At 72.1% G+C, this 24,657-nt stretch carries 15 protein-coding genes; 11 read left to right on the top strand and 4 right to left on the bottom strand.

Translation table 11 applies throughout. The annotated features are described in order from the left end of the window. Nucleotides 1–49 precede the first annotated feature (49 nt). Entirely contained in the window at nucleotides 50–1,705 is a 1,656-nt protein-coding gene (locus WME85_RS15960; RefSeq protein WP_437839167.1) for an ABC transporter substrate-binding protein, read from the top strand. 60 nt (nucleotides 1,706–1,765) lie between these two features. Here WME85_RS15960 and WME85_RS15955 read toward each other — a convergent pair whose 3' ends face one another. Further along, a complete protein-coding gene (locus tag WME85_RS15955) occupies nucleotides 1,766–2,791 on the bottom strand; it encodes a phosphatase PAP2 family protein (protein ID WP_437839165.1) in 1,026 nt (341 codons plus the stop codon). 1,639 nt (nucleotides 2,792–4,430) lie between these two features. On the opposite strand from WME85_RS15955, the gene WME85_RS15950 reads away from it, so the two are divergent. After that, nucleotides 4,431–4,817 (top strand): KGG domain-containing protein, encoded by a 387-nt coding sequence (locus WME85_RS15950; RefSeq protein WP_437839163.1) that lies wholly within the window; start codon nucleotides 4,431–4,433, stop codon nucleotides 4,815–4,817. A gap of 381 nt (nucleotides 4,818–5,198) precedes the next feature. Here the strand turns inward: WME85_RS15950 and WME85_RS15945 are convergent, their stop codons facing one another. Next, nucleotides 5,199–7,061 (bottom strand): PE-PGRS family protein, encoded by a 1,863-nt coding sequence (locus WME85_RS15945; RefSeq protein ID WP_437842311.1) that lies wholly within the window; start codon nucleotides 7,059–7,061, stop codon nucleotides 5,199–5,201. A 457-nt stretch (nucleotides 7,062–7,518) separates the two neighbouring features. Between WME85_RS15945 and WME85_RS15940 the strand changes: the two genes are divergently transcribed. The 7 genes from WME85_RS15940 (at nucleotide 7,519) to WME85_RS15910 (ending at nucleotide 18,012) form a co-directional block, all read left to right on the top strand. Continuing rightward, nucleotides 7,519–8,796, top strand: a complete 1,278-nt coding sequence (locus WME85_RS15940; RefSeq protein WP_437839161.1) for an endonuclease/exonuclease/phosphatase family protein — start codon at nucleotides 7,519–7,521, stop codon at nucleotides 8,794–8,796. Nucleotides 8,797–8,999: 203 nt separating this feature from the next. Next, a complete protein-coding gene (locus WME85_RS15935; RefSeq protein WP_437839159.1) occupies nucleotides 9,000–10,652 on the top strand; it encodes an FAD-dependent oxidoreductase in 1,653 nt (550 codons plus the stop codon). A 268-nt stretch (nucleotides 10,653–10,920) separates the two neighbouring features. Continuing rightward, a complete protein-coding gene (locus tag WME85_RS15930) occupies nucleotides 10,921–11,898 on the top strand; it encodes a hypothetical protein (RefSeq protein WP_437839157.1) in 978 nt (325 codons plus the stop codon). Then, nucleotides 11,898–13,412, top strand: a complete 1,515-nt coding sequence (locus WME85_RS15925; protein ID WP_437839156.1) for a hypothetical protein — start codon at nucleotides 11,898–11,900, stop codon at nucleotides 13,410–13,412. The genes WME85_RS15930 and WME85_RS15925 overlap by 1 nt, the downstream gene beginning before the upstream one ends. 13 nt (nucleotides 13,413–13,425) lie before the next feature. Continuing rightward, nucleotides 13,426–14,892, top strand: a complete 1,467-nt coding sequence (locus WME85_RS15920) for a thrombospondin type 3 repeat-containing protein (protein ID WP_437839154.1) — start codon at nucleotides 13,426–13,428, stop codon at nucleotides 14,890–14,892. 394 nt (nucleotides 14,893–15,286) lie between these two features. Then, nucleotides 15,287–16,423: a hypothetical protein gene (locus WME85_RS15915; protein ID WP_437839152.1), complete on the top strand. Its 1,137-nt coding sequence runs from the start codon at nucleotides 15,287–15,289 to the stop codon at nucleotides 16,421–16,423. 227 nt (nucleotides 16,424–16,650) lie between these two features. Next, entirely contained in the window at nucleotides 16,651–18,012 is a 1,362-nt protein-coding gene (locus tag WME85_RS15910; RefSeq protein ID WP_437839150.1) for a hypothetical protein, read from the top strand. Nucleotides 18,013–18,047: 35 nt separating this feature from the next. Here the strand turns inward: WME85_RS15910 and WME85_RS15905 are convergent, their stop codons facing one another. Beyond that, nucleotides 18,048–22,337: a hypothetical protein gene (locus WME85_RS15905; RefSeq protein WP_437839148.1), complete on the bottom strand. Its 4,290-nt coding sequence runs from the start codon at nucleotides 22,335–22,337 to the stop codon at nucleotides 18,048–18,050. Between the two features lie 344 nt (nucleotides 22,338–22,681). After that, the gene (locus WME85_RS15900; protein WP_437839147.1) at nucleotides 22,682–23,485 is read right to left on the bottom strand and encodes a TetR/AcrR family transcriptional regulator; all 804 of its coding nucleotides are present in this window, start codon (nucleotides 23,483–23,485) and stop codon (nucleotides 22,682–22,684) included. Between the two features lie 71 nt (nucleotides 23,486–23,556). Between WME85_RS15900 and WME85_RS15895 the strand changes: the two genes are divergently transcribed. Both WME85_RS15895 and WME85_RS15890 read left to right on the top strand, forming a co-directional pair. Beyond that, on the top strand, nucleotides 23,557–24,039 hold the full coding sequence (locus tag WME85_RS15895) for a hypothetical protein (RefSeq protein ID WP_437839145.1): 483 nt from the start codon (nucleotides 23,557–23,559) through the stop codon (nucleotides 24,037–24,039). Beyond that, nucleotides 24,036–24,635: a 6-bladed beta-propeller gene (locus WME85_RS15890; protein ID WP_437839143.1), complete on the top strand. Its 600-nt coding sequence runs from the start codon at nucleotides 24,036–24,038 to the stop codon at nucleotides 24,633–24,635. The genes WME85_RS15895 and WME85_RS15890 overlap by 4 nt, the downstream gene beginning before the upstream one ends. The last annotated feature ends 22 nt before the right edge of the window (nucleotides 24,636–24,657 follow it).

Genomic DNA, 24,657 nt, shown 5'->3' with positions numbered 1-24,657 from the left:
TCGGCCGCAGGCCTCGTCCTCGTCCTCATCGCTCGAGGAAGTGACGTCAATGGCCGTCGCCCGCGCGACGGGCGCCGTCCCGGCGGCGAGCCCGCCGCGGGCCGGCGTTTCGCCGATCTCCTCGGGCAAGGACGGATTCCTCACGGTCGCCGTCGAGGGGTACACCGCGTGGGAGCGGAAGTTCAATCCGCTGCTGGCGCCAGCCCGCTCTCGCTGGCCCACGGTGGCAGGCGTCTACGAGCCGCTGATCGTCTTCAACACGATGACGGGAGAGTACGTCCCGTGGCTCGCGACCGGTTACGCGTGGAGCGCCGGGAACAGCACGCTCGCGTTCACCCTGCGCTCCGGGGTGACCTGGTCCGACGGCCGGCCCTTCACCGCGCGGGACGTGGCGTTCACGTTCGAGCTGCTCAGGAAGCACCCTGCGCTCGATGCGCACGAGGTCTGGAAGTTCGTCGCCTCCGTTCGTGCGCCGAACGAGGGCACGGTAGAATTCGCGCTCCAGCGCCCCTTCGTCCCCGGGCTCGCCGGCATCGGCCACCAGCCGATCGTACCGGAGCACATCTGGAAGGACGTCGCTGATCCGGTGAGCTTCAACAACGAGGATCCGGTGGCGACAGGCCCCTTCACCGAGGTGCGGGTCTTCAACGACAAGCTGTACGAGCTCGGCCGGAATCCGAGGTACTGGCAGCCGGGCAAGCCGGCGATCAAGGGCCTTCGATTCCCGGCCTACCCGGACACGAGCACGGCGGCGAGCGCGATCATCAGGGGAGAGGTGGACTGGGCCGACAGGTTCCTCGCGGACGTCGAGAGGGCGTTCGTGGACAGGGACCCGCAGCATCACCGCTACTGGTCTCCGCCCGTCATGGGCGCGGTGATGCTCTACCCGAACGCCACGAGGAAGCCCCTCGACGACGTGCGCGTGCGCAAGGCGATGAGCATGGCGCTCGACCGCGACCGGATCGTGGAGGAGGCGATGCTCGGCTACACCCGCCCCGCGGACGCCACGGGGCTGAGCGACCTGCACGCTCGATGGCGCAGCCCGCAGGCCGTCGCGGCCGGCGACTGGGCGAAGCTCGACGTGGCGAAGGCCAGCGCGCTGCTCGACCAGGCGGGCTATGCGGTCGGGAAGGACGGGTTCCGGGCGAAGGACGGGGTTCCGCTTCGCTTCCGCCTCAACCTCATCGACGGGTGGGACGACTGGGCGCGCGCCGGCGAGCTGATCGCGCAGCAGCTGAGGCGGGTGGGCATCGAGGCGACGCTCAAGCGCATGTCGTTCTGGTATTTCGTCGACGCGCTCCAGCAAGGCACGTTCGATCTGGCGCTGGGCTGGGCAGACGCGAGCCCTGATATCTACTACACATACGCTGCGCTCATGGGCTCCGGGAGCGTCAAGCCCGTCGGCGCGCTGGCGCGCGAGAACTGGCATCGCCACGGCAGCAAGGCGGCCGACAGGCTCCTCGGCGCGCTCGCGTCGACCTCGGATCCGGCCCAGCGGAGGCGCATCGCGAACGACCTTCAGATGCTCTTCGTTCAGACGGCGCCGGTGATCCCGCTCTTCCTCAACCCGGCGTGGGGCGCGTGCAACACCCGCCGCTTCATCGGTTTTCCTGGACCGGAGAACCCTTACGCCCAGCTGTCGCCCAGCAACGGACCGGATTACCTGCTCGTGCTCACCGAGCTCAAGCCGAGGCCGGCTCCCTAGACCTCTCCCGCGGCGGCGGGACACACAGGGGCGGAGCGCGCCGGCGCGGGAGCGCCGCGCTCACCGGAAGGTCCACGGGAGCGGCTGGCCCATGCGGGTGCGGAAGGCTTCTTCCCAGCGGACGACCCGCGGCGTGAGCCACGCCGCGCCCGAGGCCAGCGCGACGCCGGCCACCACGTCCACCGCGTAGTGCCAGCGGAGGAGCATGGTGGAGATGATGATGTTCATGGAGAAGAACGCGGCCACCACGGCCAGCCAGAAGAGGCGGCGGTCGGTGCGCGCGCGGTGGAAGGTGTACAGCGCGAACCAGAGCGGCGCCGCCGTGTGCAGGGAGGGAAAGACGTCCTTCATCGCGCCGCCGGCCTGCACGACGCTGCTCACGGCGCCCCAGAAGAAGCCGCCGTCGAGCGGCCCCTCGTAGAGGTGGCGCAGCGCCTGGATCGGACCGTAGGCGGGGACCGCCATGTAGCCGAGCTGGCCAAGGCAGTAGACGAGCGAGGTGCCGACCGCGTACTCGGTCGTCCCGCGGCCGGGGCGAGCCACCCAGACCGCCAGCACCATCGACATGAAGCAGATGAGGAAGTAGCTGAAGTAGAAGAACGAGAACCACTCCACGATCGGGCGCGTGTTGAACCGCTCCATCCAGAGCGCCGGCTCCACCTTGAAGAGGAGGAGATCGAGGTGCAGGAGCTCCGCGTCGAGGCTGTCGCTGCGCACCGTCGGCAGCATGGTCCGCAGCGACAGGTAGTTGAGGAGGAAGGCCCCGACGAGCGAGAGCCGGTAAACCACGCTCCGGAGCAGGGGAGCCACGAAGGTCGCGCGGCGCACGAACACGCACAGGGACATCAGGGCGGCGATGCCGACCAGATTGCGCTGCACGCACTCGGCTCGCACCTCGCTCGCCGGCGCGAAGGCCAGCGCGATCGTGGTCGCCACGAGGTAGCCGATGAGGATCACGTCCTGCAGGGCGAACACGCCGACCAGGCCGCGCAGCGCGTCCCTCCAGAGCGCTCCGGCGCGCTCGACGTCGACCACGCCGCGGGAGCCGGCCACCTTACCGCAGTCCGTTGTAAGCCTCTCGTGCATGTGGGGTTGTTCCAGGGATGGCGTGGTGCGCGCGTGGGCGGCTCGAGCCTGGCCGCTCTGTACCACGTGTGGCCTCGCCGTGACACGGCCGCCGTCACGCCGTCACCGTCTCAGCAACCCGGAGGCCACGGGGTCGTCGACTTTTTGACGGGCTGCTCCGCCATGCTCGACCGCAGCAGGCGCCGCCCCGCGACCGAGATCGGGCGAGATCGACCTCCGCCGAGACGCCTCGTCCGGGCCATGCGTCGCCATGCGCGCGAGGCCAAGCGCGCGCAATCTCGCTTCGCGCGCCTGCGAACGTGGCGACGCAGCGGCGCAGGCGCTACGCGTCCCCCTCGCCTCTGGATCGCGCCCGCCGGGCATCGTGGCGACCGGACCGACGAGCTGCTGGATGCGCAGAATCTGCGCGCTCAGCGCCGTCGCAATTTCTGCGTGCTCGCTGTACCCACCGCGGGCGCCTGCGGCTGGAGGGGCGGAGACCGCGAACAGCACGTCGTCAAGCGCGATGACACAGGAGCTGGGGTATTCGCGCTCGATAGCATCGCTGCGCGGACGCGGCGCGGCGGTGCGGTGGTGCGGAACGGAGCGCGTGGGCGAGCGGGACATCGCGCGACGAAGTCGCCTCGCCGCCGACGTCGTCCCTTGACGGCGCGCGCCGGAGTCGCCGAGGCCCCTGCCACGGCGCTCCCCTCCGAACCGGTCGCCAGCACGGCCCTGCCGCGGCGCTGGCGGCCCCTGAGGAAGCCGCTCGAGCTCGGCAGTGGGGCAGCCCGGTCGCTCCGCGTGCCGGCGCCCCCCTGCGGCGCGCCGTCGGCCTGAGCCCGACCGAAGGGGCGCTGCCCACCGCCGGGCACGCGCCGGGCGCCCGGCCAGCCGCCCTCGCTGAACCACATCACCCCATGCGGCCCCAGAGCACGCGACCTCGCCGGCTGCGGGGCCCTCTTGACCTGCCTCTCGGCGCCCGAGCCAAGGCCACCGGCGCGCGCTGCGCAGCTGACGCTGGACAGCGACAAACGATCATCATGGTTCAGCCCGTCAAGGGCCTTGACACAACTTCGCGCAGCGAGCGCCTGCAAAGCCCCGTCAGCGACGTTGCGACGGCTGAAGGTCAGACGAAAGAGCGTTGATGTCCCGGGCTCGACCGCATCCGCTCGCCGCGGATCACGGCCCCTCCCGCGAGCGGACGGGGCGCGATGGCCCGTGCGCTCACGCGTGGTGGGGCAGTCTGCCGCGCGCAGCGGATCCTTGGCTGGAAAATCAGTATCAGCCAGGCTGAACAGCGCAGAGCGGCGGATCCTCAGCCAGGCTGAGCAGCGCAGGGCGGATCCATCGCGCGCTCCTGTTCGCCGGGGCACGCCACGCGCGCGGCGCGGCGCGCGCGGCGCGGCGCGCGCGGCGCGGCGTGGATCGACCGCCGCGCGCCGCGTCCTGGACGCTCGGAAGCACCGCCGAGAGCCACGGATCTCGCGCCGGATCCCCGCTCGTGAAGGCCGGTGTCCATGATCTCTTCACCATGGCATCCACGTTGCAGTCTCCGTCGATGCCGACATCGTTCAACGAAGAGCCACGTGGCGCTGCACCTGGGCTGACCCGTGCGTATGTTGAGCGATGCGCCCAGACACCACCAAGGAGACATCTCATGGCACAGCAACAAAACCAGAGCAGCAGTCGTGGGTTCGCGGCGATGGACGAGAAGCAGCAGCGCGCGATTGCGAGCATGGGCGGGAAGGCCGCGCATCAGAAGGGCACGGCCCACGAGTTCAGCTCCGAGGAGGCCCGCGCGGCGGGCCGCAAGGGCGGCGCGACCGTGAGCCAGAACCGCGAGCACATGGCCGCAATTGGCCGCAAGGGCGGCGCGGCCGTGAGCCAGAACCGCAGCCACATGGCCCAGATCGGCCGCAAGGGCGGCGAGGCCCGTGGCGACGGCTCGAACGGCGCGCAGGGCAACAGCGGCCGCGAGGAGGAGCACACGGAGCACGCCAGCAGCCACGAGCAGCACGCCAGCGCTGGCCAGCAGAGCCACTGATCCCGGTGCAGCGCTGCTGTAAGCGTCCCCCGCCCGGGGGACCGTGAAGCATGGGAGAGCCACGGGGCTGCCGCGATCGGCGCCCCGCGGCGCCGTGCGCCGAGCGCAGCAGATGCGCCGGAGCGACCGCGAGGACGCGCACCGCAAGCCGGAGCGCCGGCCCTCTCGCCCTCCGGCCTGTTGTGCCCGGCCAGCCCCTCGCGCCTCGCGCGAGCGCCCTCTCCGGGGGGCTCGCGCGAGGACGAGGAGGACGGCCAGGGACGCGAGGAACGCCACGGAGGACCAGCTCTCTGGTCCCCCTGGCCTTCCTGGCGTCCTCGGCGCTTTGTCGTTCGGGGATCGCCGGGCCAGGCGCGGCCGAGCGCCGCGCCGGCTACCGCGTCACGGCGAGAGGGTCACGACGAAGACGTCGCCGTTGTCGTAATCGCGCGCGGGCGCGGTGTGCTCGAGCGGGGGGAGGCCACCGCCGAGCTCGATCCGCTCGCCGAAGAAGAGGCCCGCGGCGACGGTGTTGCCGCTGGCGGTGACCGCCTGGGCCGTGACGAACGAGTAGAACTGATCCCGGTAGACGTCGGACCAGAGCTCCTCGGAGAAGTCCGGGCTGAGCTTCGCGACGAACGCGTCGCCCGACGCCGGCGCCCCGACCGCGATGGGCGCCCCGCCGAGCGCCAGCGACCTGGTGAAGTAGCCGCTCAGCACGTGGTTGCCCCAGGGGTCCTGGGAGAGCCCCCAGATGAACTCGTCGCCCGCGGACGGGAACCCGCGCGCGGCGAGCGGCTCGCCCGCCTCGGCGTCGAGCCGGGCAAGGTAGAGGTCGTATTCTCCCGCCACGGGGTGCTCGATCTCGGTGGACCCGATCTGGAACCCTGCCGCGTAGTTGCCGAGGACGACGGGATGGCCGTCGATCCCGAGGCTCACGAGCTTGGCGTACTGCTCGCCGGCGGCCCCCAGCGGGCGCGCCCACACGAGGCTGCCCGAGGCGAGGTCGAACCTGACGACGAGCCCGTCGATGCCGTAGATCGGCTCCCCGCCGCCGCCGGAGCCCCCCGCGCCGGAGGTCTCGCCGTCGATGGAGCTCTCCACGACGTGGCCGTCGATCTCCAGGATGCCGCCGAACGCGCCGGCGGCGTAGAGGGCCGACTCGCTGACAGCGATGCTGCGGAAGCGCTGCCAGCTGTCCACGGATCCGAAGCGCTTGCTCCAGAGATGACCGCCGGCGGCGTCGAGCTTGGCGACGACGACGTTCGCGTCGCCGGTGCCCGTGAGCGCTGTCCCGGGCTCCTCGCCGAAGTTGATGGCGCCGTTGGCGACGCCGAGGACCACGATCTCGTCCGCTCCGGTGACGGCGACGGCCGTGGCGTACTGGTCGAGCGCGTCGCCGAAGCGCCTGCTGAAGAGGTGATTGCCGTCGGCGTCGAGCTTGGCGACGAAGAGGTCCTTCCGGCCGGCGCTCACGAGGGCCGTGCTCGGGTCGGCGCCGAAGTTGAGGGTCCCCTCGAACTCGCCGGCGATAACCACGTTGCCGCTCGAGTCCGTCGCGACAGCGAACGGGTACTGCTCCGCGGCGTCGCCGAATCGCCTGCTCCAGACGTGCTCACCCGCCGCGTCGAGCTTCACCACGAAGATGTCGTGACGGCCCTCGCTCAGCAGCTCATCGGCCTCGCCGCCGAAGTTGATCGCCGCCTCGAAGCCGCCGACCAGGAGGATGTTCTCGTCCTGATCCGCCGCGATCGCCTCGATCCGGTCGCTCTTCTCGTCGCCGGCGCCGAGCCCCCAGAGGGCTTCTCCCAGGAACGCGGGCGGCTCGCCGCCGCCGCTGCCGCCAGCGCCGCCGCCCCCGACTCCACCGCCGCCGGCGCCACCCACGCCACCGCCGGCGCCTCCGACTCCACCGCCGCCGACGCCGCCGGCGCCGCCGGCGCCGCCCACGCCACCGCCGGCGCCTCCAACGCCAGCGCCTCCGACTCCACCTTGCCCCCCAGCACCGCCGACTCCACCGCCGGCGCCTCCGACTCCGCCTTGCCCCCCGGCGCCTCCGACTCCGCCTTGCCCCCCGGCGCCTCCGACTCCGCCTTGCCCCCCGGCGCCGCCCTCACCGCCGAATCCCCCGGCGCCGCCCTCACCGCCGAATCCCCCGGCGCCCCCGGCGCCCCCGACGCCGCCCTCGCCTCCGGCGCTGCTCGAGGAAGGTGAGCCGCCCCCTGGCTCCGAGTCGCAGCCGCCGCAACCCAGGGGCAGCCCCATGCTCGTCAGAAGAGCGATATGGGCGACTTTCGTGATGAAGTGCTCTTTCATTGTTCCTCCATGTATCGACGAAGAGCCCGCGCCGCCGGGTGTTCGGTGGAGGCAAGGAGGGCCCGGTACCCGTCGTTGTGGGTTATCCAACGTCCTCATTCGCCGTGCCGTGGAGCTGGAGTACGCGTGTGCGCGGATCGAATCAAGAAGCTGCCCTGGCGAAATGGGGGACGACATCCTGCTACCTTTACGTCCCTCCCGCTCGCCCTCGCCCCGACAGCGCCGCGCGCCGCTGCGCGGCGGCCGGCGCGCGTCACGCCTCATCGGCTCGCTCGCGCGGTGCACGTTTGTCTCAATGTGGCGGAATGCCTCACCCGGAGCTCCTGGCGGGCGGGGACTTCAGCCGTCCTGGCCGCGCCGCGCGGCGGCTGGTCGCGGTACGCCACCTGCATAGTCCAGCAGCCTGATGCGGACGGCCTGGCTCCGGAGCGCAAAGCTCCTCTGCGCGCTCGCGCTCCTCGCGTGCAGCGGCGACAAGAGCCGCGCGCGGGAGAGCACCAGCGCGCCGGAGGGCGGCGTCGCGCCGCAGGCCGAGGCGCCAGTGGAGGCGCGCGAGAGCGCCGAGCCGAAGCCGGCAGCGCCATTTCGCGTCGCCACCTACAACGGCGGGCTCGCGATGGGCGTGCTGAAGTACGTCGACGAGCGGGCAGAGCCGCTCATCAACGCGCTCGCCGAGCAGCCCGTCGACCTGCTCTGCGTGCAGGAGTTCTGGCTCGAGGAGCACTGGCAGAAGCTCGTCGCCGCCACGTCCGGCAACCTGCCCAGGACGTTCCGGCTGCCGCCCGGCCACGAGGACGGCGGGTGCACGAGGCAGGAGACCGATCCGCTCGTGGCGTGCGCCGCGCAGAGCTGCGCGGGCTTGACCCAGCACGCATTGCTCCCATGTCTCCTCCAGAGCTGCGCATCGAAGCTCACCAGCCTGTCGCCCGATTGTTTCAACTGCCTCTCTGCGAACCCGCGGAAGGGGCCTGACGAGCTTGCCCGAGCGTGCCTTCGCGCGCAAACGAAGAGCGCCGCCGGCGCGCGTCCCCCCGCGCGCGCCGGCGGCGCGGCGGCCGTGGAGGTCTACTCCGGGGCCTCCGGCACGGCCGTCCTGACGAACGCCGAGATCCTCGAGCGGGACTCGCTGATCCTCCCCTCCGCCATCGATCGCCGCGCGGTGCTCTACACCAGGCTCTCGCCGCCTTCCGTCGGCGAGCTCCACGTCTTCTGCACCCACCTCACGGCGAACATGGAGGGCGTCCCGCACCCCCGCAACACGTCGTGGCAGAAGGACCAGTCGGCCCAGATCGACGCGCTCCTCGCCTACGTGGACCAGAAGACGGACGGCCGCGGCGCGACCCTCCTCCTCGGCGATCTGAACACCGGCCCCGCGATCGCGCCCTCGATCTCGGCGCGCCTGCCCGCACACTACAACCGGCTGCTCGCGCGCGGCTTCGTGAACCCCTACGCGTCCCAGGAGGACGCGAAGTGTACGTATTGCTTCGACAACCCCCTCGACGGGGGCAAGGGCACCCGCGGGCTCCTCATCGATCACGTGCTCCTGCGCGGCTTCGAGGGCGACGCGTCCGGCGCCCAGATCATGCGGTCCAACCTCACGTTCGAGGCGGGCAAGAAGAAGGTGAAGAGCGGCTTCTCCGACCATTACGGGCTGCTCGTCACCCTGTCGAGGCGCGACTCATGAAGCGCCCGGCGCGCCGCGCTGGGTCTCTTCCTCTTCACCACGCCTCCCCGGAGGCGACCGACGTTGACTGAAGTGAGCGACGCGACGAACCGACACGACAGACACGACAGGCACGACGGACACGGCTGACGCAGATCACGCGACTGACACGATCGATCACCGAGCGCCGGGATGCAGCCTTGGCGTCCACCCGCGGAGAGAGCATGACGGAGCGAGCTTACGACAAGAACACCGCCTGGACCCACGCCGTTATCCCTCCCATGGCTCCCTTCGCGACCGACCACGGCGCGGACGTGTGCGTGGTGGGCGCCGGGATCGCCGGGCTGACGACAGCGTATCTGCTCGCCAAGGCCGGCAAGAGCGTCATCGTCCTCGACAACGGGGCCGTCGGCGGGGGCGAGTCGGGGTTCACCACCGCGCACATCACCCACGCGCTCGACAGGCGCTGGGCCTCGCTCGCGAAGCTCCACAGCCCGGGCGACCTCCGCCGCGCGGCGAGGAGCCACACGCTGGCGATCGACACCATCGAGCGGATCGTCAAGGAAGAGGAGATCGACTGCGATTTCCGGCGCGTCCACGGCTATCTCTTCGTCGCCCCGGGGTCGCACCCGAGCACCCTGCGCGACGAGATCGAGGCCGCGCACCGCGCCGGGCTCGGCTCGGTCCATTACGTCGACCGGGCGCCGCTCCTCGATTTCGACACGGGGCCCGCCGTCCGCTTCCCCGACCAGGCGCAGTTCCATATCCGCCGGTACCTCGCGGGCCTCTCGCGGGCGATCGAGCGCGACGGGGGCAAGCTCTACACGCTGGCGCACGTGACCGACGTCGACGAGGACTCGGTGCCTCACAAGGTCGTCGTCAAGACGGCCCGGGGGCGCCAGGTCGTCGCCGGCGAGGCCGTGCTCGCCACGAACTCCCCCTTCATTCCCCGCATCAGCGTGCACACGAAGCAGGCCGGCTACAGGACCTACGTCATCGGCCTGCGCATCCCGCGGGACGCCGTCCCGCCGGGCCTCTACTGGGACACGGCCGATCCGTTCCATTACGTGCGCGTGGCCAACGTCGACGGCGCGGACGGCCCCGACGAGGTGCTCATCGTGGGCGGCGAGGACCACAAGACGGGCCAGGCCAGCGACGCCGACCAGCGCCACGCGCGGCTCGAGGCGTGGGCGAGGGAGCGCTTCACCCAGGCCGGCGAGGTGCTGCACCGCTGGTCCGGCGAGGTGATGGAGACCGTCGACGGGCTCGGGTACATCGGCCGCGTCAAGAGGGACTCGCGGATCCTGATCTCCACGGGCGACTGCGGCAACGGGATGACCCACGGGACGATCGCCGGGCTCTTGATCTCGGATCTCGTGCAGGGTCGCGAGAGCTGGATGGCGTCGCTCTTCGATCCCACCCGCGTCAACCTGAGCGTGGGCGCGGTCTCCGAGTACGTGAAGGAGAACCTCAATGTGGCGTGCCAGTACGCCTCATGGCTCGGCAAGGGCGACGTCGACGACGCGGCGCAGATCGCGCCGGGCTCCGGCGCTGTCGTGCGCAGGGGCCTGAAGAAGCTGGCCGTCTACCGCGATCCGCAGGGGCAGATCCACGCGATGTCGGCCATGTGCTCTCACCTCGGGGGCATCGTGTCCTGGAACCCCGCGGAGCGCAGCTGGGACTGCCGCTGTCACGGCGCCCGCTTCGACGCCATGGGCCGCGTCCTCCACGGGCCGGCGACGAGCGATCTGGCGCCGGCCGCGCCGGTCGAGGCGCCCGCGGGGGCCGGAGAGCCCGCGCCGCGGCCGGGTGCGCCGGAGGTCGTCGCCGTCCCTGTGTCGGCCGTCGCCGTGCCCCAGAGTCGCCCGGCCACGTGATCTGAATCGCGCGCGAATCGCGCGCGATTCAATTTCCCGCTGAAAAGGGATGCATAACGAGGGAATTCCTCAGGTGAACGCGACCAGCGCTGCGGGCGCGATGGGCCCACCCGCGCGATGCGCGGGCGCTGGCGCAGTTGACCCCTGCGCAAGCGGCGTGCGATCATGACCAGGTAGTCCGGGAAGGTCCCGGCAGCTTGGTGATGACATGAGTTTGCTGCGCCCCCGTGCCTCCCGCGCCGCAGGCATAGCCCTGGCCATCGTCTCGATGGCCGGAGCTCTCCCGGCGCGGGCCGAGCCCTCGGCGGCCGATCGTCAGACCGCGCGGACGCTCCTCATCGAGGGGCGCAAGAAGCGCGACGCGGGGGACGTCGCGGGCGCTCGAGAGGATTTCCAGGCCGCCCACGCGCTCGTGCGCGCCCCCACGACGGGGCTCGACCTCGCGCGCGCCGACGAGGCGCTCGGCCGCCTCATCGAGGCCCGGGAGACGGCATACGAGGTCGTCCACCTGCCCCTCGGGAAGGACGAGCCCCCGGCGTTCACCCAGGCGCGGGCGGCGGCCGCCGCCATGGTCGAGCAGCTCGAGGCGCGCATTCCGTCCCTGCTGCTGCGCGTCGAGGGCGCCGCGCTGGACCAGATCGAGGCGCGGGTGGACGGCCAGCCGATCCCCCGCGCGGCGCTCCCCTACCCGCGCAAGCTCAACCCGGGTCGCCACGAGGTGGCGGTGAAGGCGCCCGGCTTCCAGACGGAGCGGCGCGAGGTCGCGCTGAAGGAGGCGGAGCGCGCGCCGGTCGAGGTCCGCATCACCCTCGTCCCGGGGGTCTCGACGGAGCCCGAGGCGGACGCGGGCGGCGGTCCGCCGCCGGCGTCCGGTGACGCACCGCCGGAGCCGCGCGCGCCGGTGCCGCTGTGGGCGTGGGCGGCGGGCGGGGTGGGGCTCGCGGCGCTCGCCGGCAGCGCGGCGTTCGCGATCGATCACGCGGCCGCGCGCGATCAGGTCGAGAAGGACTGCCCCGGGTCCGTTTGCGACCGGCGCACCCACGATTTCGAGAGCATGGAGGCGCTCCGGGCGCGGTGGAACCGGAGCCTCGGCCTGTCGGTGACCCTCGGCGCGATCGGGCTCGCCGGCGTGGGCGTGGCGGTGGGCGGCATCCTGCTGCGGCCCAGGACGGGCACCGAGCGGGCGGCGCTGGTTCCGCTCGTGACGCCCACGGCGCAGGGCGTCCTGTGGCAGGGGGCATTCTGATGAGAACGCAAAAATCCTGCCCTGGTGCAGTAGGCGCGGCGCCCGACAGGAGGGCGGTCGGGGGCCTGGCGTTCGGCGGCGCGGCGCTTGGCCTCGCCCTCCGCGGCGCGGCCGCCGGCCTGGCGGCGCTCGGCGGCGCGGCGCTCGGCTGCGCGCCGGATCTCAGCCTGTCGGACCCGGCGGGCTCTGGCGCCGGGGGCGAGGGAGGCCGCGCGCCGCAGTCGGGCGGCGAGGTGCAGTGGGCGCGCGCGCTCGAAGGCGACGGGGAGCAGGCGGGGGCGAGCGTGGCCGTGGCCGACGACCGCACCGCGGCGCTCCTCGGCAGGCTCACGGAGGCGGAGAGCGTGGCGCTCGACGGCAAGAGCGTGTCCCCGATCGGCGCGGAGAACGTGTTCTGGGCGCGGCTCGCGGCCAACGACGGGTCGGGGCTCGATCTGAAGCGCTTCGGCGCGTTCGATCCGCAGATCGTGAACGCGCTCGCGACGGACGGGAACGAGGGCCTCCTCGTCGCGGGGGAGTTCTCCGGGACGCTGGAGTTCGGCGGCGAGCCGCGGACGAGCGCCGGCGGGCGGGACGGCTACATCGCGCGCCTCGACGCCGAGGGGCGCGAGCTGTGGCTGCAGCCGCTCGGCGGCCTCGGCTTCCAGGCCGCGACGAGCGTGGCCGCGAGCGCGACCGGGCGCATCGTCGTGGCGGGCCGCTTCTCGGGCGCGCTCGTGATCGGCAAGGACCGGCTCGAGAGCGCCGGCGGCAGCGACGTGTTCGTGGCGAGCTTCGACGCCGACGGGACGCCGCTCTGGAGCAAGCGCTTCGGCGACGGCTTCGACCAGCAGCCCCGCGCGGTGGCGATGGACGAGCGCGGCAACGCGGTCGTCGTCGGCGATTTCGCCGGGACGATCGACCTCGGCGGCGAGCCGCTGCGGAGCGCCGGGGATCTCGACGTGTTCGTGGCGAGCCTCGACGCGCTCGGCGAGCACCGCTGGAGCAAGCGCTTCGGCGACGCGGGGCTGCAGCGGGCCAGGGCCGTGGCGATCGACGGGGCGAACAACGTCATCGTGGGCGGGGAGTTCGCCGGGACCCTCGATCTCGGCGGGGGTCCCCGGACGGCCGGAGAGCGAGAGGCGGTGTTCGTGGCGAAGCTCGATCCGAAGGGCGAGCACCGCTACAGCCGGGTCATCGGCGAGCACGGCGCGTCGCTGGGCCAGCTGCTCGTCGACGGGACGGGCGACGTGCTCGTGGTCGGCGGGTTCCGCGGGGAGGCCGCGCTCGCGGGCGAGCCGGTGACGAGCGCGGGGGAAGACGACGTGTTCGTGGCCAAGCTCGATCCGGAGGGCGGCTATCGGTGGAGCCACCGCTTCGGCGGAGCGGGCCCGGACCGGGCGACCGGCGTGGCCGTCGATCGGGACAGGCAGGCGTTCGTGACCGGGGCGTTCACCGGCGACGTGCAGTTCGGTGAGAAGCAGCTCGAGGGCGGCGAGGGCACGGACGTTTTCGTGACGAAGCTGTCGCCATGAAGGTGGAGGCGCGATGAAGCGTACGGGGACAAGGGGCGTGGGGTCGCGCGGGCGACGGTGGATGGTGGGGCTCACGGCGAGCCTGGTCGCGCTGAGCTTGCCGGCCGCGGCGTGGGCGGAGCCGATCGACAGCGACGGGGATGGGCTCGAGGACGGGGCGGACAACTGCCCGGAGGTGCCCAACCCAGACCAGGTGGACCTCGACGGCGACGGGACCGGGGACGCCTGCGACGACGACTTCGACGGCGACGGCATCGCCAACGACGCCGACAACTGCGAGAGCCTGGTCAACCCCGATCAGGCGGACTCCGATGGAGATGGCGTCGGAGATCCTTGTGACGACAACACCGACGTCACTGACACCGACAGCGACGGTATCTTCGACGACACCGACAACTGCCCCGAGGTGGCGAACCCGCTCCAGCAGGACACGGACGACGACAAGCACGGTGACGTCTGCGACAACTGCCCCATCACGCGCAATCCGAACCAGGAGGACAGCGACGCCGACGGCATCGGCGACTTCTGCGAGCCGGACATCGACGCCGACGGCGACGGGCTCACGAACGCAGAGGACAACTGCCCGGCGGACGTGAACCCGGACCAGGCGAACGCGGACGGGGACGACCTCGGGGACGCCTGCGATCCGGACGGCGACGACGACGGGCTGGTCGACTGGGAAGACAACTGCCCCCTCGTGCCCAACCTCTTCCAGGAAGACACGGACCGCGACGGCGTCGGCGACGCCTGCGAGGACGACGACGACAACGACGGCATCCCGGACGCGAGCGACGACTGCCCGCACGTGCAGGATCAGGATCAGGCCGACAGCGACGGCGACGGCCGCGGCGACGCGTGCGACCTCGACGCCGAGGTCGACCGCGACGGCGACGGCATCTCGAACGAGAGCGACAACTGCCCTGACGTGCCGAACCCCGATCAGACGGACTCCAACGAGAACGGCGCGGGCAACGCGTGCGACGACGCCGACGGCGACGGCCTGACCGACGCGGCGGACAACTGCGACGAGGAGCAGAACCCCGATCAGGCCGACAGCGACGGAGATGGGCAGGGCGACGCGTGCGACGACGACGCCGACGGCGACGGGGTGGCGGACGACGAAGACAACTGCGACGCGGTCGCCAACCCCGATCAGGCCGACAGCGACGACGACGATCAGGGCGACGCGTGCGACGCCGATGACGAGGACGACGACGACGACGGCGTGCCGGACGACGAAGACAACTGCCCGCGCGTGGCCAATCCGGATCAGGGCGACGGCGACGCCGACGGGCTCGGGGACGCCTGCGACGGGAGCGGCGCGGGCGGCGCCGAGACGACGACGGAGCCGGAGGTCTCGTCCGGGCTTGTCTGCGCGGTGCAGCGAGGCGAAGGCAGCGGCGCGCGCGTCGGCCTCGTGGCGCTCCTCGCGGGCGCGCTGGGCCTCGGGTCTCGCCGCCGGCGCCGGCGCGCGGGGTGATCGTCGCGGCGAGCGCCCGTCAGCGCCCGTTCACGGGGCGCGGCACGGGCGCTGGCCGCGTTGAAGAGAGACGCGCGAGCACGTCGGGTGCGGCGGACGACACCAGGACCTGCGCGAAGCGCGTGGGCCTCGCGTGATCGACCCGTCTGTCTCTCCAGATCGGTGTTCCCCACATCTGTCTCCAGGCTCGCTGGCGGTCGCCGCAGGCACAAGGTGGGTTGTTACCCCACGAGCGCACGCCGCGCCCGAGCGGGCTCTGCCACGTCTCGTGGTCCCTGCATTTTCCTGAGCCGTGACCTTGCGCTGGTGTAACTGCTCTCCCTGAACGCGCCGGGGGACACCGCGCTGCAGCCGCGCTGCGGGCGGGAGCGCTGGCGCCACCTTTGGAGACACCATGCGCCTCGCTCTGCCGCTCTCTCTCTCGTTGCTGACCACGCTGTTCGGACTCACCCTGGGCGCCGGCTGTAGCGACAGCGCCGTGGATGGCGCCGCCCCATCGGGCGGCGCGGGCGCTGGCGACAGCGGCACGGGCGCCGGAGACAGCGGCGGCGGCAGCGCGAGCGGCGGCGGCAGCGCGAGCGGCGGCGGCAGCGCGAGCGGCGGCGGCAGCGCGAGCGGCGGCGGCGGAGCCGGCGCTGGCACCGGCAGCGCGGGCGGCGGGGGGATCCCGACCCCGACGACCATCGTGATGTGCCGGGGGAAGACGTACCAGTGCGGGGATCTCATCGACAACGACGACGATGGGCTCCTCGACGCGCAGGATCCGGACTGCCTCGGCGCGTGCGACAACACCGAGGATAGCTACTACGGCGGGATACCCGGCCAGGCAGGGCCGGCGTGTACCGTGGATTGCTACTTCGACCAGGACTCCGGGTCCGGCAACGACGATTGTCACTGGAACCACCAGTGCGATCCGCACGAGGTCGCGCCCGGGTATCACCCCGAGTCCATCAACGGGACGATGTGCGCCTACGACCCTCGCGCCTCGACGCCGGGCGCCCAGGACCAGAGCTGCAGCGAGCTCAAGGCCGAGCAGTCCGATGTCTGCCACAGCGTGTGCGATCCGCTCACGCCGAACGGCTGCGACTGCTTCGGCTGCTGCGAGCTGCCCGCGGGCAGCGGCATGTATGTCTGGCTCGGCTCGGACGCGGACGGCACCGGCCAAGGCTCCTGCTCGCGCGACGGCATCGCCGACCCGAGCCGCTGCGAGCCCTGCACCCCCGTCGACGCCTGCCTCAACGACTGCGGCCGCTGTGAGCTTTGCCTCGGCAAGGACACGCTCCCCGCCGACTGCTTCGAGACCGGCAGCGGCACCGGCGGCGGCGGGGCCGGCGGCAGCGGCACCGGCGGCAGCGGCACCGGCGGCAGCGGCGCCGGCGGCGGCGAGACCGGGACCGGCGGCAGCGGCACCGGTGGAGGCTCAGGAGGCCAGTGCGCGCCGGGCGTCCAGCCGTGCGGGCTCGCCGGCCAGGAGCCCTGTGCCGCCGATTACTACTGTATCACCGGCTGCTGCCAGCCCGTCGTGAAGTAGCAGCGCGATAGCCCTGGTTCTCCCTGGATTCGAGTCCAGGGCGCGAACCACGAAGAACGCGAAAACACAGAGGTTGCGTTTCAATGCTCCTCTGTGTCCGCCGCGGTCCGTGGTGTATTGCCTCCGCTCCGAGCCGGGGACGAGCTCGGGGGACGCAGCGCGGGCCGCCCGCGAGCCGAGACGCTGTGCCTGCGGCGACGAGATTGGGTTTGAAAGGAGACGAGTTCATGGTGATGCGCTCGATGGCTGTTGGGGTGCTCTGCGCCCTGGTAGGGGTGGGGTGTGGCGGCGATGACGAGGAGGAGACGAAGAGCTGCTCGGTGGCCGAGCAGACCGGGTGCGCCGCGACGCAGGTGTGCGAGGAGGTCGAAGGCGCGGAGCCCGCTTGCTTCGAGCCGGTGACGCTGAAGGGTCGCGTCTACAACTCGCTCGATGACAAGGCGATCGCGGGCGCCCGGGTGCTCGCCCGCGACGCGAACGACGCGGTGATCTCCCGGGTGGCGGTGACGAAGGCGGACGGGACCTACGAGCTCGCCGTGCCTGCCCGGCGCGACGCGAACGGCGCCCCGGTCGCGGCCGATGTCACGCTGCGCGCCGACGCGCTCGCGTACGAGACCTTCCCCAGGGCGCCGCGGGTGGCGCTGCCCATCGACCTCTCGACCGCGGCGGGCAAGCCGCTCTCCATCGCCTCGGCGGCGACCGAGATCGCGCTGCTGCCGCTCTCGGACAGCGAGGGGCTCGGCGCCGTCTCTGGCGTGGTGCACGCCGACCAGCCGGGCGGGACGCTGCTCGTCGCGGGCGGCGCCACGGGCGCGGCCGATCTCGACGGCAGCTACACGATCTTCAACGTGGCCGCGGGCGAGGTCACGGTGAAGGGCTATGCCGCCGGCCTCGCGCTCGACACGGCGAGCGCGACCGTCAGCGCGGGCAAGGAGACGACGGGCGTGGATCTTCACGCGACCGGGGACGCCACGGCGGTCGTGAGCGGCAAGGTCGAGATCGTGAATGCGTCCGGCGGGAGCGCGACTTCGGTCATCCTCGTCGTGGCCGACACCTTCAACGAGGCGACCGCTCGCGGCGAGACCCCGCGGGGGCTCCGTCAGGGCAACGTCACCGGCGAGTTCTCGATCGCCGGGGTGCCTGACGGCGAGTACGTGATCCTCGCCGCGTTCGAGAACGACGCGCTCGTGCGGGATCCGGACACGTCGATCGGCGGGACCGAGATCGTGCGCATCACGGTCTCCGGCGCTGATCAGCCCGTCGACGAGTCGTTCAAGGTGACGGGCGCGCTCGCCGTCGTCTCGCCCGGCGCGACCGCGATGGACGAGGTGAGCGGGACACCGACGTTCGTCTTCGAGGACGACTCCAGCGAAGATCTTTACGAGGTGATGCTGTTCGACGCGCTCGGGGCAAAGGTGTGGGAGAACATGGATGTGCCCAGGGTGTCAGGGAGCGAGGACGTCACGGTCGAGTACGACGGTCCCGCGCTGGTCTCGGGGATGATCTACCAGTTCCGGGCCACCTCGAAGAAGGACGGTACGCCCATCTCGCAGACCGAGGACCTGAAGGGGGTTTTCCTCTACAAGTGACCTCGGGGCGGGCGCGCGGCGCGCCGACGCCGCCGTCAGCGCCGACGGCGGCGCGCGCGCCAGGCGCGGCCGAGCGCCGCGAGGAGGATGCCGATCATCGCGAGCGCGCGGGCCGCGGCCTGGACGCGGCCGGTCCTGCGACCCGCCGGGGCGTGCGAGCAGCTGAAGCTGACGCAGCAGCACGGCTCCGGCGGCGCTCCTTCCCCGGCGTGGCCGCCTTGACCTTCCCCGCCCGCCGCGCCTCGGCCACCGCCGGCACCTCCGCCGCCCGCTCCGCTGGCCTCGGTGCCGCAGGGGCCGCTGGCGCCGTCGCCTCCGGTTCCGGCCGCGCTGGCGCCACCGCTGCCCGCGCCGGCGCCGCCGCTGCCCGCGCCGGCGCCGCCGCTGCCCGCGCTGGCGCCACCGCTGCCCGCGCTGGCGCCACCGCTGCCCGCGCTGGCGCCACCGCTGCCCGCGCTGGCGCCACCGCTGCCCGCGCTGGCGCCACCGCTGCCCGCGCTGGCGCCGCCGCTGCCCGCGCTGGCGCCGCCGCTGCCCGCGCCACCGCCGCTGCCGACCGCACCTCCTGCTGTCCCGCCAGCACCGCTGCCGCTGCTACCCGCGTCTCGGCCACCCTCGCCGCCTCCACCCTCGCCGCCTCCGCCCTCGTCGCGACCCCCGCCAGCGCCCCCGTCGCCCGCACTGCCGCCACCCGGGTCTGCGCCCGACCCGCCTCCAACGCCGATGTCCGCGCTCCCTCCGGTCCCTTCCGCGGGCGTCGTGCTCGGCGTGTTACGGCAGCCGAAGAGATAGTGGCACTCGTCGGTGGTCGTCGGATCCCCATCGTCGCAGTCGAGGGGGATGTCAGGCACGCAAGTCCCCTCGAAGCAGCTCTCGATTCCATCGCAGACGTCGAAGTCGTCGCAGAGGGAGCCGTCGGGCAGGATCACGTTGGCCGGGCATCTCCCGGCGCCGTCGCAGTACTCCGCGGGATCGCAGAGCGAGCCCGGACGGCAGAGCACCGTGGCTGGCTCGGCGGCGCACAGGTCGGAGCAGCAATCCCCGTTGAACCGGTTGCCGTCGTCGCACTCCTCCCCTCGCCCGAGCACGCCGTCTCCGCAGATCGGCGGCCGGACCGTGAACACGGTCGGATCGGCCGCGCCGCCGAGCACCGGCTCGTCCGTGGACACGCTCGACTCGTTGACGCCGTCCGAGTCGGCGTCGAAGGAGACCGTTCCCTGGTTCGACAGGACCAGCCCCTCGGTGAACGGCGTGATCCTCGCGTCGATGGTGATGAGCACCCATTCCCCGGGCTCGATCACCCCGTCCCAGCCGATCGTGTTGGTCGTGCGGTCGGACGAGACAACACCCTTCTCCACGACCGCGCCGTTCAGCGCGAGCTCCGGCGGGAGCACGTCCACGAACTCGAACCCCGCGTTGTCGGGCTGCTCGCGCCCGCCCAGGTTGTTGATGAGCACCGAATAGACCGCGTTGTCGCCGGCCTCGCGATCGCTGAGGACCGTCATGAACCCGCGCAGGCGGACCGGAAGGGAGACGGAGGTGCGCTCGGTTCTCTCGTTGTTCTCCGGGTCCGGATCGTGCTCGGCCGCGGTGACCGTGGCCTTGCTCTCGATGGCCTCGGCAACCTCGGACGGGGCGAGCGCGGGCGCAACCAAGGTGACCGCTATCGACGAGCTCGCCCCGGCGGCGAGCGACGCGCGCCGGCACACGAGCCCGTCGGCACCCAGGTTGCACGTCCAGTCGGCCCCGGAGGCGCTGACGAGGCTCGCCCCGGCCGGCAGGACGGACGTCACCACGACGTCGCTCGCGTCGCCGGGTCCCTCGTTGGCGACGCTGATCGTCGTGGTGAGCTGCGCGCCGGGCGCCACTGGATCCGGCGCGTCCGCCAAGGAGATGGCCAGATCCGCCCCGCAGGCCCCGGAAACGACCGGCACCGCCGCGAGCACGACGTTGTCGATCGCGACGCCGCACGGCCCGGGATGCCCGGCGTCCGTGCAGATCTTGCTGTCGTCCTGCGTGTAGTCGAAGCGGAGCTGGACGGTCCGGCCGCGCAGCCCCTCGCCCGGGAAGCGGATCGACACGCGCTTGCTGCCGCCGGAGCTGCCGGACCAGACCGACTGGTCAGCGAGGTACTCCGGATCGTCCAGCGCGGGGAGGTGCTTCGGAAAATGGTGGAGCGCGCCGGTCACGATCCGCTCGGCGAACGCCTCCGCCAGGACCGCGCGCGGCGTGGCGCCGGCCGTGAGGTCCTCGACGCGCAGGGTCAGGCCGTCGAACGCCTGGACGAGCTTCTGCGGGTCGTCTTCCAGCGCGTAGGTGAGATCGAAGTCCAGCGTGATATGGGAATTTTCGGAGCTCTCTGGAATCGTCACAGCGGGCGACACCAGCGCGACATGCACCGTGGTTGGCTGCTCGTCGTGGAACGCGGCGTTGTCGCCGGGCGTCAGCGTCTGCGAGACGACCCAGGTTGAGGCGGATGCCGATCCGCCGGCGCGTACCGACTGCCAGCCGGCGGGCAGCGCGGGGGCGCTCGCGGCTTCGAAATCCTCGCGCAGGAGGACGTCGGCAGTGCCCGGGGTGCCCGTCTCGAGCTGGACGGGCAGCTCGATGATGCCCTGGTCGGATTTGACCGTGAGCGTCAGGTCGATCGGGGCTCCCGGGTTGAAGTCCCGCGCCGTGCTGAGGAGGAACGGGGCGTCGCTCGCGGCGACGCGGAGCGGATCGAGCTCCGGGTAGGTCGCGCTCGGCCTCACGATGGTCACCGAGGGCGTCTCCGTGGCGAGCGTGGCCGTGATCCCCGACACCGTCGTCCTGCCGGAGACCGGGTTGGCGAGATAGTTCTCGAGGTACACGCCGACCTCGACGAGCTCCCCTGGATCGATGTGCTCGTTCGCGAGGTCGCCGCACGCCGGATCCGCGACCCGGGCGCCCGCGGCGCGCAGCGGGGGGACGCGCACGAACTCGTCGAGGGCGTCGAGCTGGATGTTCGACGCGCTCATGGAGGTCGACGCCGGCTGCCCCTCGTCGAACCTGGGTGCGGGACCCGTCACGCTGAAGACGCTGTAGAGCTCGCCAGCCAGCGCCACGCCGCCGATGCGCTCGCCGAGGTTCTGCCGGGAGATGTCGTTGCCGTGGCCCGCGTGGAAGGGACGATCCGAGATGGGCACGGGCGGGCTCCAGGTGGCGCCCTGGTCGGTCGACGAGGTGTGCACGACCTCGGTCATGTCGCCCGAGCTCGCTACGTCCTGGTCGTAGTAGACGACGTGCGCGGTGCCGGTCGATCGGTCGACGGCGACGAAGGGGAAGAACTGGGCTCGATCTCGCCCCGGGTCGCTGTTGAGCAGGACGGCGCGGCCGGGGGCGCACTGCTCCGTGAAGGAACGGAGGGCGATATCCCCCGTCCCTCGGTCGCCGCTCCGCTGGTAGACGACGTAGACCTGCCGCGTGGCGTGGTCGACGTCGATGGACGGAGAGAGCCTGGCGTGGTCCACGCCGGGGACCTGATCTTCGGGCGGGTAGCCGGTATCGTCGAGGAGGACGAGCGGCTCCCAGGTGATGCCTCCGTCGGTCGACCGGCGGCAGCCGATGTTGCGCCCGAGCGTCCCCGGCTCGATGGAGCGGAAGACGGCGTAGACGACCGAATCCCGGTCGGTCGTCCCGGGGAGGATGCGCGCGCTCGGCCCGTCGAGGTCGCCGCCGGCCGGCGCCTGCGCGATCACCTCCGCTGACGACCAGGTCTGCCCGAGGTCGTCGGAGTGGCTGTAGAGGATGCTCGGAGATGCCCCGCCGCGCTGAACCCAGGTGACGGCGAGCCGCCCGGTCGCCGTGTTGACGTCGACGGAGGCCTGCTCGGCGCGCTCCCCCGCGACGAACGCCGGGGCCACCTCCACGGGTGCGGACCAGGAGGTCCCGGCCGCGCTGCCGGGGTTCGATCCGTGAATGCAGAGGCCCTGCACGCCGTCGGTGGGGCGGACATAGGTGGAGGAGCTCACGAACACGTCGCGCCGCGGGTCGTGGACGACGCGGGGCTCACCGATCACCTCGCCGCCGGCGGCCGAGGGCAGCGCGGGCTCGCCGCCGGGGCCGAGCACCTCGGCGAAAGTCCTGCCTCCGTCGGCGGAGCGCGCGACGCCGGACAGGCTGATCGGGCTCGCGAGCGCGCCACGCGGATCGGTGTACGTGACGACGAGGATGCTCGCGTCTGCGTTCGCGGCAATCGCGGCGTCGTTCTGGGCCCCGAGCGCCTCAGGAGAGTGCACGGCCCGATCGGCGCCCGCGGTCGCCGCGAGCTGAGCTGCGCCGAGCATCCCGGGTTCGCCGAGCATCCCGGGTTCGTCGCTGCCACATCCCGCGCTGGCCGTGAGCAGCTCCCCGCTGAGCAACCAAGCCATCCTGCATCGCGCGCGCATAAGCACCTCCGAACAGAGATAGATGCCGCGAGCTCGCAGGACGTGCCGATTGCCCCCACATGCACCGGCCGGTCCAACAGCGAGGCGCGATGTGCTGCGGTCGTTTCGAGCGACTCCGACGCGCGCCGTGCGCTCGGCGCGAGCGGTGCGCCCGGCGTGGAGGATCGCCTCGACAGGCTTTCCCGTTCCTCCTGGCGGCGACGCCCGGGGGGCCCTGCGTGTCGCGCTTGGACGGCCGCGCGGCCGATGGCTGGCCCGGCTCAGGTGCTGCGGCGGGGTCCGAGGTCGTCGTGGCTTGCCTGCGGGGCAGGAGGTGCCGGAGGACGGCCCGGGAGGACGAGCTCGGCGAGGCGGCGCGCGGCGGCGAAGGCCACCTCCTCATCTGGGGTGGCGAGATCTTCATCATCTGGGGTGGCGAGATCTTCATCCACGGCGAAATTCTCACCCAGGTTGGCGCCAGCGGCGGCGGGCCCTCCGGCGGCGGGCCCTCCCAGGTTGGCGCCAGCAGCGGCGGGCCCTCCCAGGTTGGCGGCGGCGGGTCCTCCCAGGTTGGCGGCGCTGGCCGCGTCCTCACCCAGGTTGGCGCGCCCGCTCAGGGTGAGCATCGCGATGCCGTGCAGGCCCGCGAAGAGAACATGGGTGTCCTCCGCCGGCCGTGTGCTGCCGTAACGGCGCAACAGTTCCACGAACGCGCCCCAGAGAGGGCGCGCGAGCCGCAGGCGCCCCTGCTCACGCAGGCGAGCCCGGTCGAAGCGGCGCTCGGCCATGAGCCAGTACAGATCCGGATGGCGCAGCGCGAACTCGACGTAGCCCACCGCGAGCGACCGCAAGTCAGCGCCAGCGCGCGCACGCCCCTCCAGAAGGTCCGCGAGCCGCCGCCACCCGGCGCCGTCGACGCGGATGAGGAATCCGTCGAGCGAGCCGAAGTGGTGGTACAGCACCATCGTCGTCTGGCCCAGGAACGCGGCGATCTTGCGCGCGGTCAGATCGTCGCGCGTCAGACGGCCCTCGCAGAGCGCCTGGAACACGCGCGCGACCGGCTCATCGGCGTCCGTCACACCCATGCCCACAATCCTCTCACGTCCACGGCTCCCCTGTTGACACCTCGTACATAACATTGTTATCCTGATCCGGTATGAGATTGCTTCGCCACGATCGGGCGCGGCTCGGAGCCCACGGCGCCGGGCGCGTCCGGTTGCTGCGCCTCGCGCTCGCCGCGGGCGCGCTCGCTGGAGCGTGCACGTCGCGGCCACCTGCAAAGGACGACGCGCCCTCGGGCCCCTACGAGGTGGTGGACGGCTGGCCACGCATCCCTGAGGGGATTGTGTTTGGCCCAGCGCTCGACGTCGCGGTCGACGCGCGTGGGCGCGTGCTGGTCAGCCACGCGGCCGGGCGTACGTCAGGGAATGACGCGCCGATCACCGAGCCGACCGTCCTGGTCTTCGATCCGGAGACCGGGGAGCTGCTCGACGCGTGGGGAGAAGGGCTGTTCATGTACCCCCATGGAATCGAGGTCGATCGAAACGACTTCGTGTGGGTGACGGACTCCGAGCAGAACCGGGTGTTCAAGCTGACGGCGGAGGGGGACCTGGTCATGACCCTCGGCGAGGCGCCATGATGCGCGTTGGCGCGTGGCTCCTCGTGCCGCTCGTGGGGATCGGGTGCGCGACGAGCCCGGAGCAGCTCGACCGACCCACGAACGTCGCCTTCGGCCTGGACGGAGACGTCTACGTGGCGGACGGCTACAACCACGCGCGCATCGCGCGCTTCTCCGAGAGCGGCGAGTTCCTGATGGAGTGGGGCGAGAAGGGCTTCGGGCGAGGGCAATTCGACACGCCCCACGGCATCGTCACGGACGACGAGGAACGGGTTTACGTGGCAGACCGGGAGAACGCGCGCGTCCAGGTCTTCGATGCGGACGGCCGCTACCTTGCGCAGTGGAAGAGCGCCGCACTGGGGCGGCCGTGGGCGATCACGTTCGGGCCTGACCGGCATGTATACGTGGTCGACGGGGGGGACCAGGATCCGGAGCGGCCGCAAGGGCATGTGCTGCGGCTCAACCTCGATGGGGAGATCGTGGACCGCTGGAGCACGTCCGGAGACGGCCCCGGGGAGCTCGACTGGGGGCACGGGATCGCGGTGGGGCAGGACGGAAGCGTGTACGTGACCAGCCTGAGGGGCCGCGGCGTGCAGAAGTTCCGGAGGACGAAGTGAGCGGAAGAGCGCGCGCACTCGC

Origin of the sequence: Sorangium sp. So ce1153 (genome assembly GCF_051521595.1) — a bacterium.
Lineage (GTDB): Bacteria > Myxococcota_A > Polyangia > Polyangiales > Polyangiaceae > Sorangium.
The sequence above is the reverse complement of the archived record's forward strand: the minus strand, read 5'-3'. Positions and strand labels throughout refer to the sequence as shown.

Excerpts from the sequence above, each read along its gene's own strand:
- WME85_RS15960 (WP_437839167.1), top strand. The coding sequence starts at position 50 with ATGGCCGTCGCCCGCGCGACGGGCGCCGTCCCGGCGGCGAGCCCGCCG.
- WME85_RS15955 (WP_437839165.1), bottom strand. The coding sequence starts at position 2,791 with ATGCACGAGAGGCTTACAACGGACTGCGGTAAGGTGGCCGGCTCCCGC.
- WME85_RS15950 (WP_437839163.1), top strand. The coding sequence starts at position 4,431 with ATGGCACAGCAACAAAACCAGAGCAGCAGTCGTGGGTTCGCGGCGATG.
- WME85_RS15945 (WP_437842311.1), bottom strand. The coding sequence starts at position 7,061 with ATGGGGCTGCCCCTGGGTTGCGGCGGCTGCGACTCGGAGCCAGGGGGC.
- WME85_RS15940 (WP_437839161.1), top strand. The coding sequence starts at position 7,519 with ATGCGGACGGCCTGGCTCCGGAGCGCAAAGCTCCTCTGCGCGCTCGCG.
- WME85_RS15935 (WP_437839159.1), top strand. The coding sequence starts at position 9,000 with ATGACGGAGCGAGCTTACGACAAGAACACCGCCTGGACCCACGCCGTT.
- WME85_RS15930 (WP_437839157.1), top strand. The coding sequence starts at position 10,921 with ATGGCCGGAGCTCTCCCGGCGCGGGCCGAGCCCTCGGCGGCCGATCGT.
- WME85_RS15925 (WP_437839156.1), top strand. The coding sequence starts at position 11,898 with ATGAGAACGCAAAAATCCTGCCCTGGTGCAGTAGGCGCGGCGCCCGAC.
- WME85_RS15920 (WP_437839154.1), top strand. The coding sequence starts at position 13,426 with ATGAAGCGTACGGGGACAAGGGGCGTGGGGTCGCGCGGGCGACGGTGG.
- WME85_RS15915 (WP_437839152.1), top strand. The coding sequence starts at position 15,287 with ATGCGCCTCGCTCTGCCGCTCTCTCTCTCGTTGCTGACCACGCTGTTC.
- WME85_RS15910 (WP_437839150.1), top strand. The coding sequence starts at position 16,651 with ATGGTGATGCGCTCGATGGCTGTTGGGGTGCTCTGCGCCCTGGTAGGG.
- WME85_RS15905 (WP_437839148.1), bottom strand. The coding sequence starts at position 22,337 with ATGCTCGGCGAACCCGGGATGCTCGGCGCAGCTCAGCTCGCGGCGACC.
- WME85_RS15900 (WP_437839147.1), bottom strand. The coding sequence starts at position 23,485 with ATGGGTGTGACGGACGCCGATGAGCCGGTCGCGCGCGTGTTCCAGGCG.
- WME85_RS15895 (WP_437839145.1), top strand. The coding sequence starts at position 23,557 with ATGAGATTGCTTCGCCACGATCGGGCGCGGCTCGGAGCCCACGGCGCC.
- WME85_RS15890 (WP_437839143.1), top strand. The coding sequence starts at position 24,036 with ATGATGCGCGTTGGCGCGTGGCTCCTCGTGCCGCTCGTGGGGATCGGG.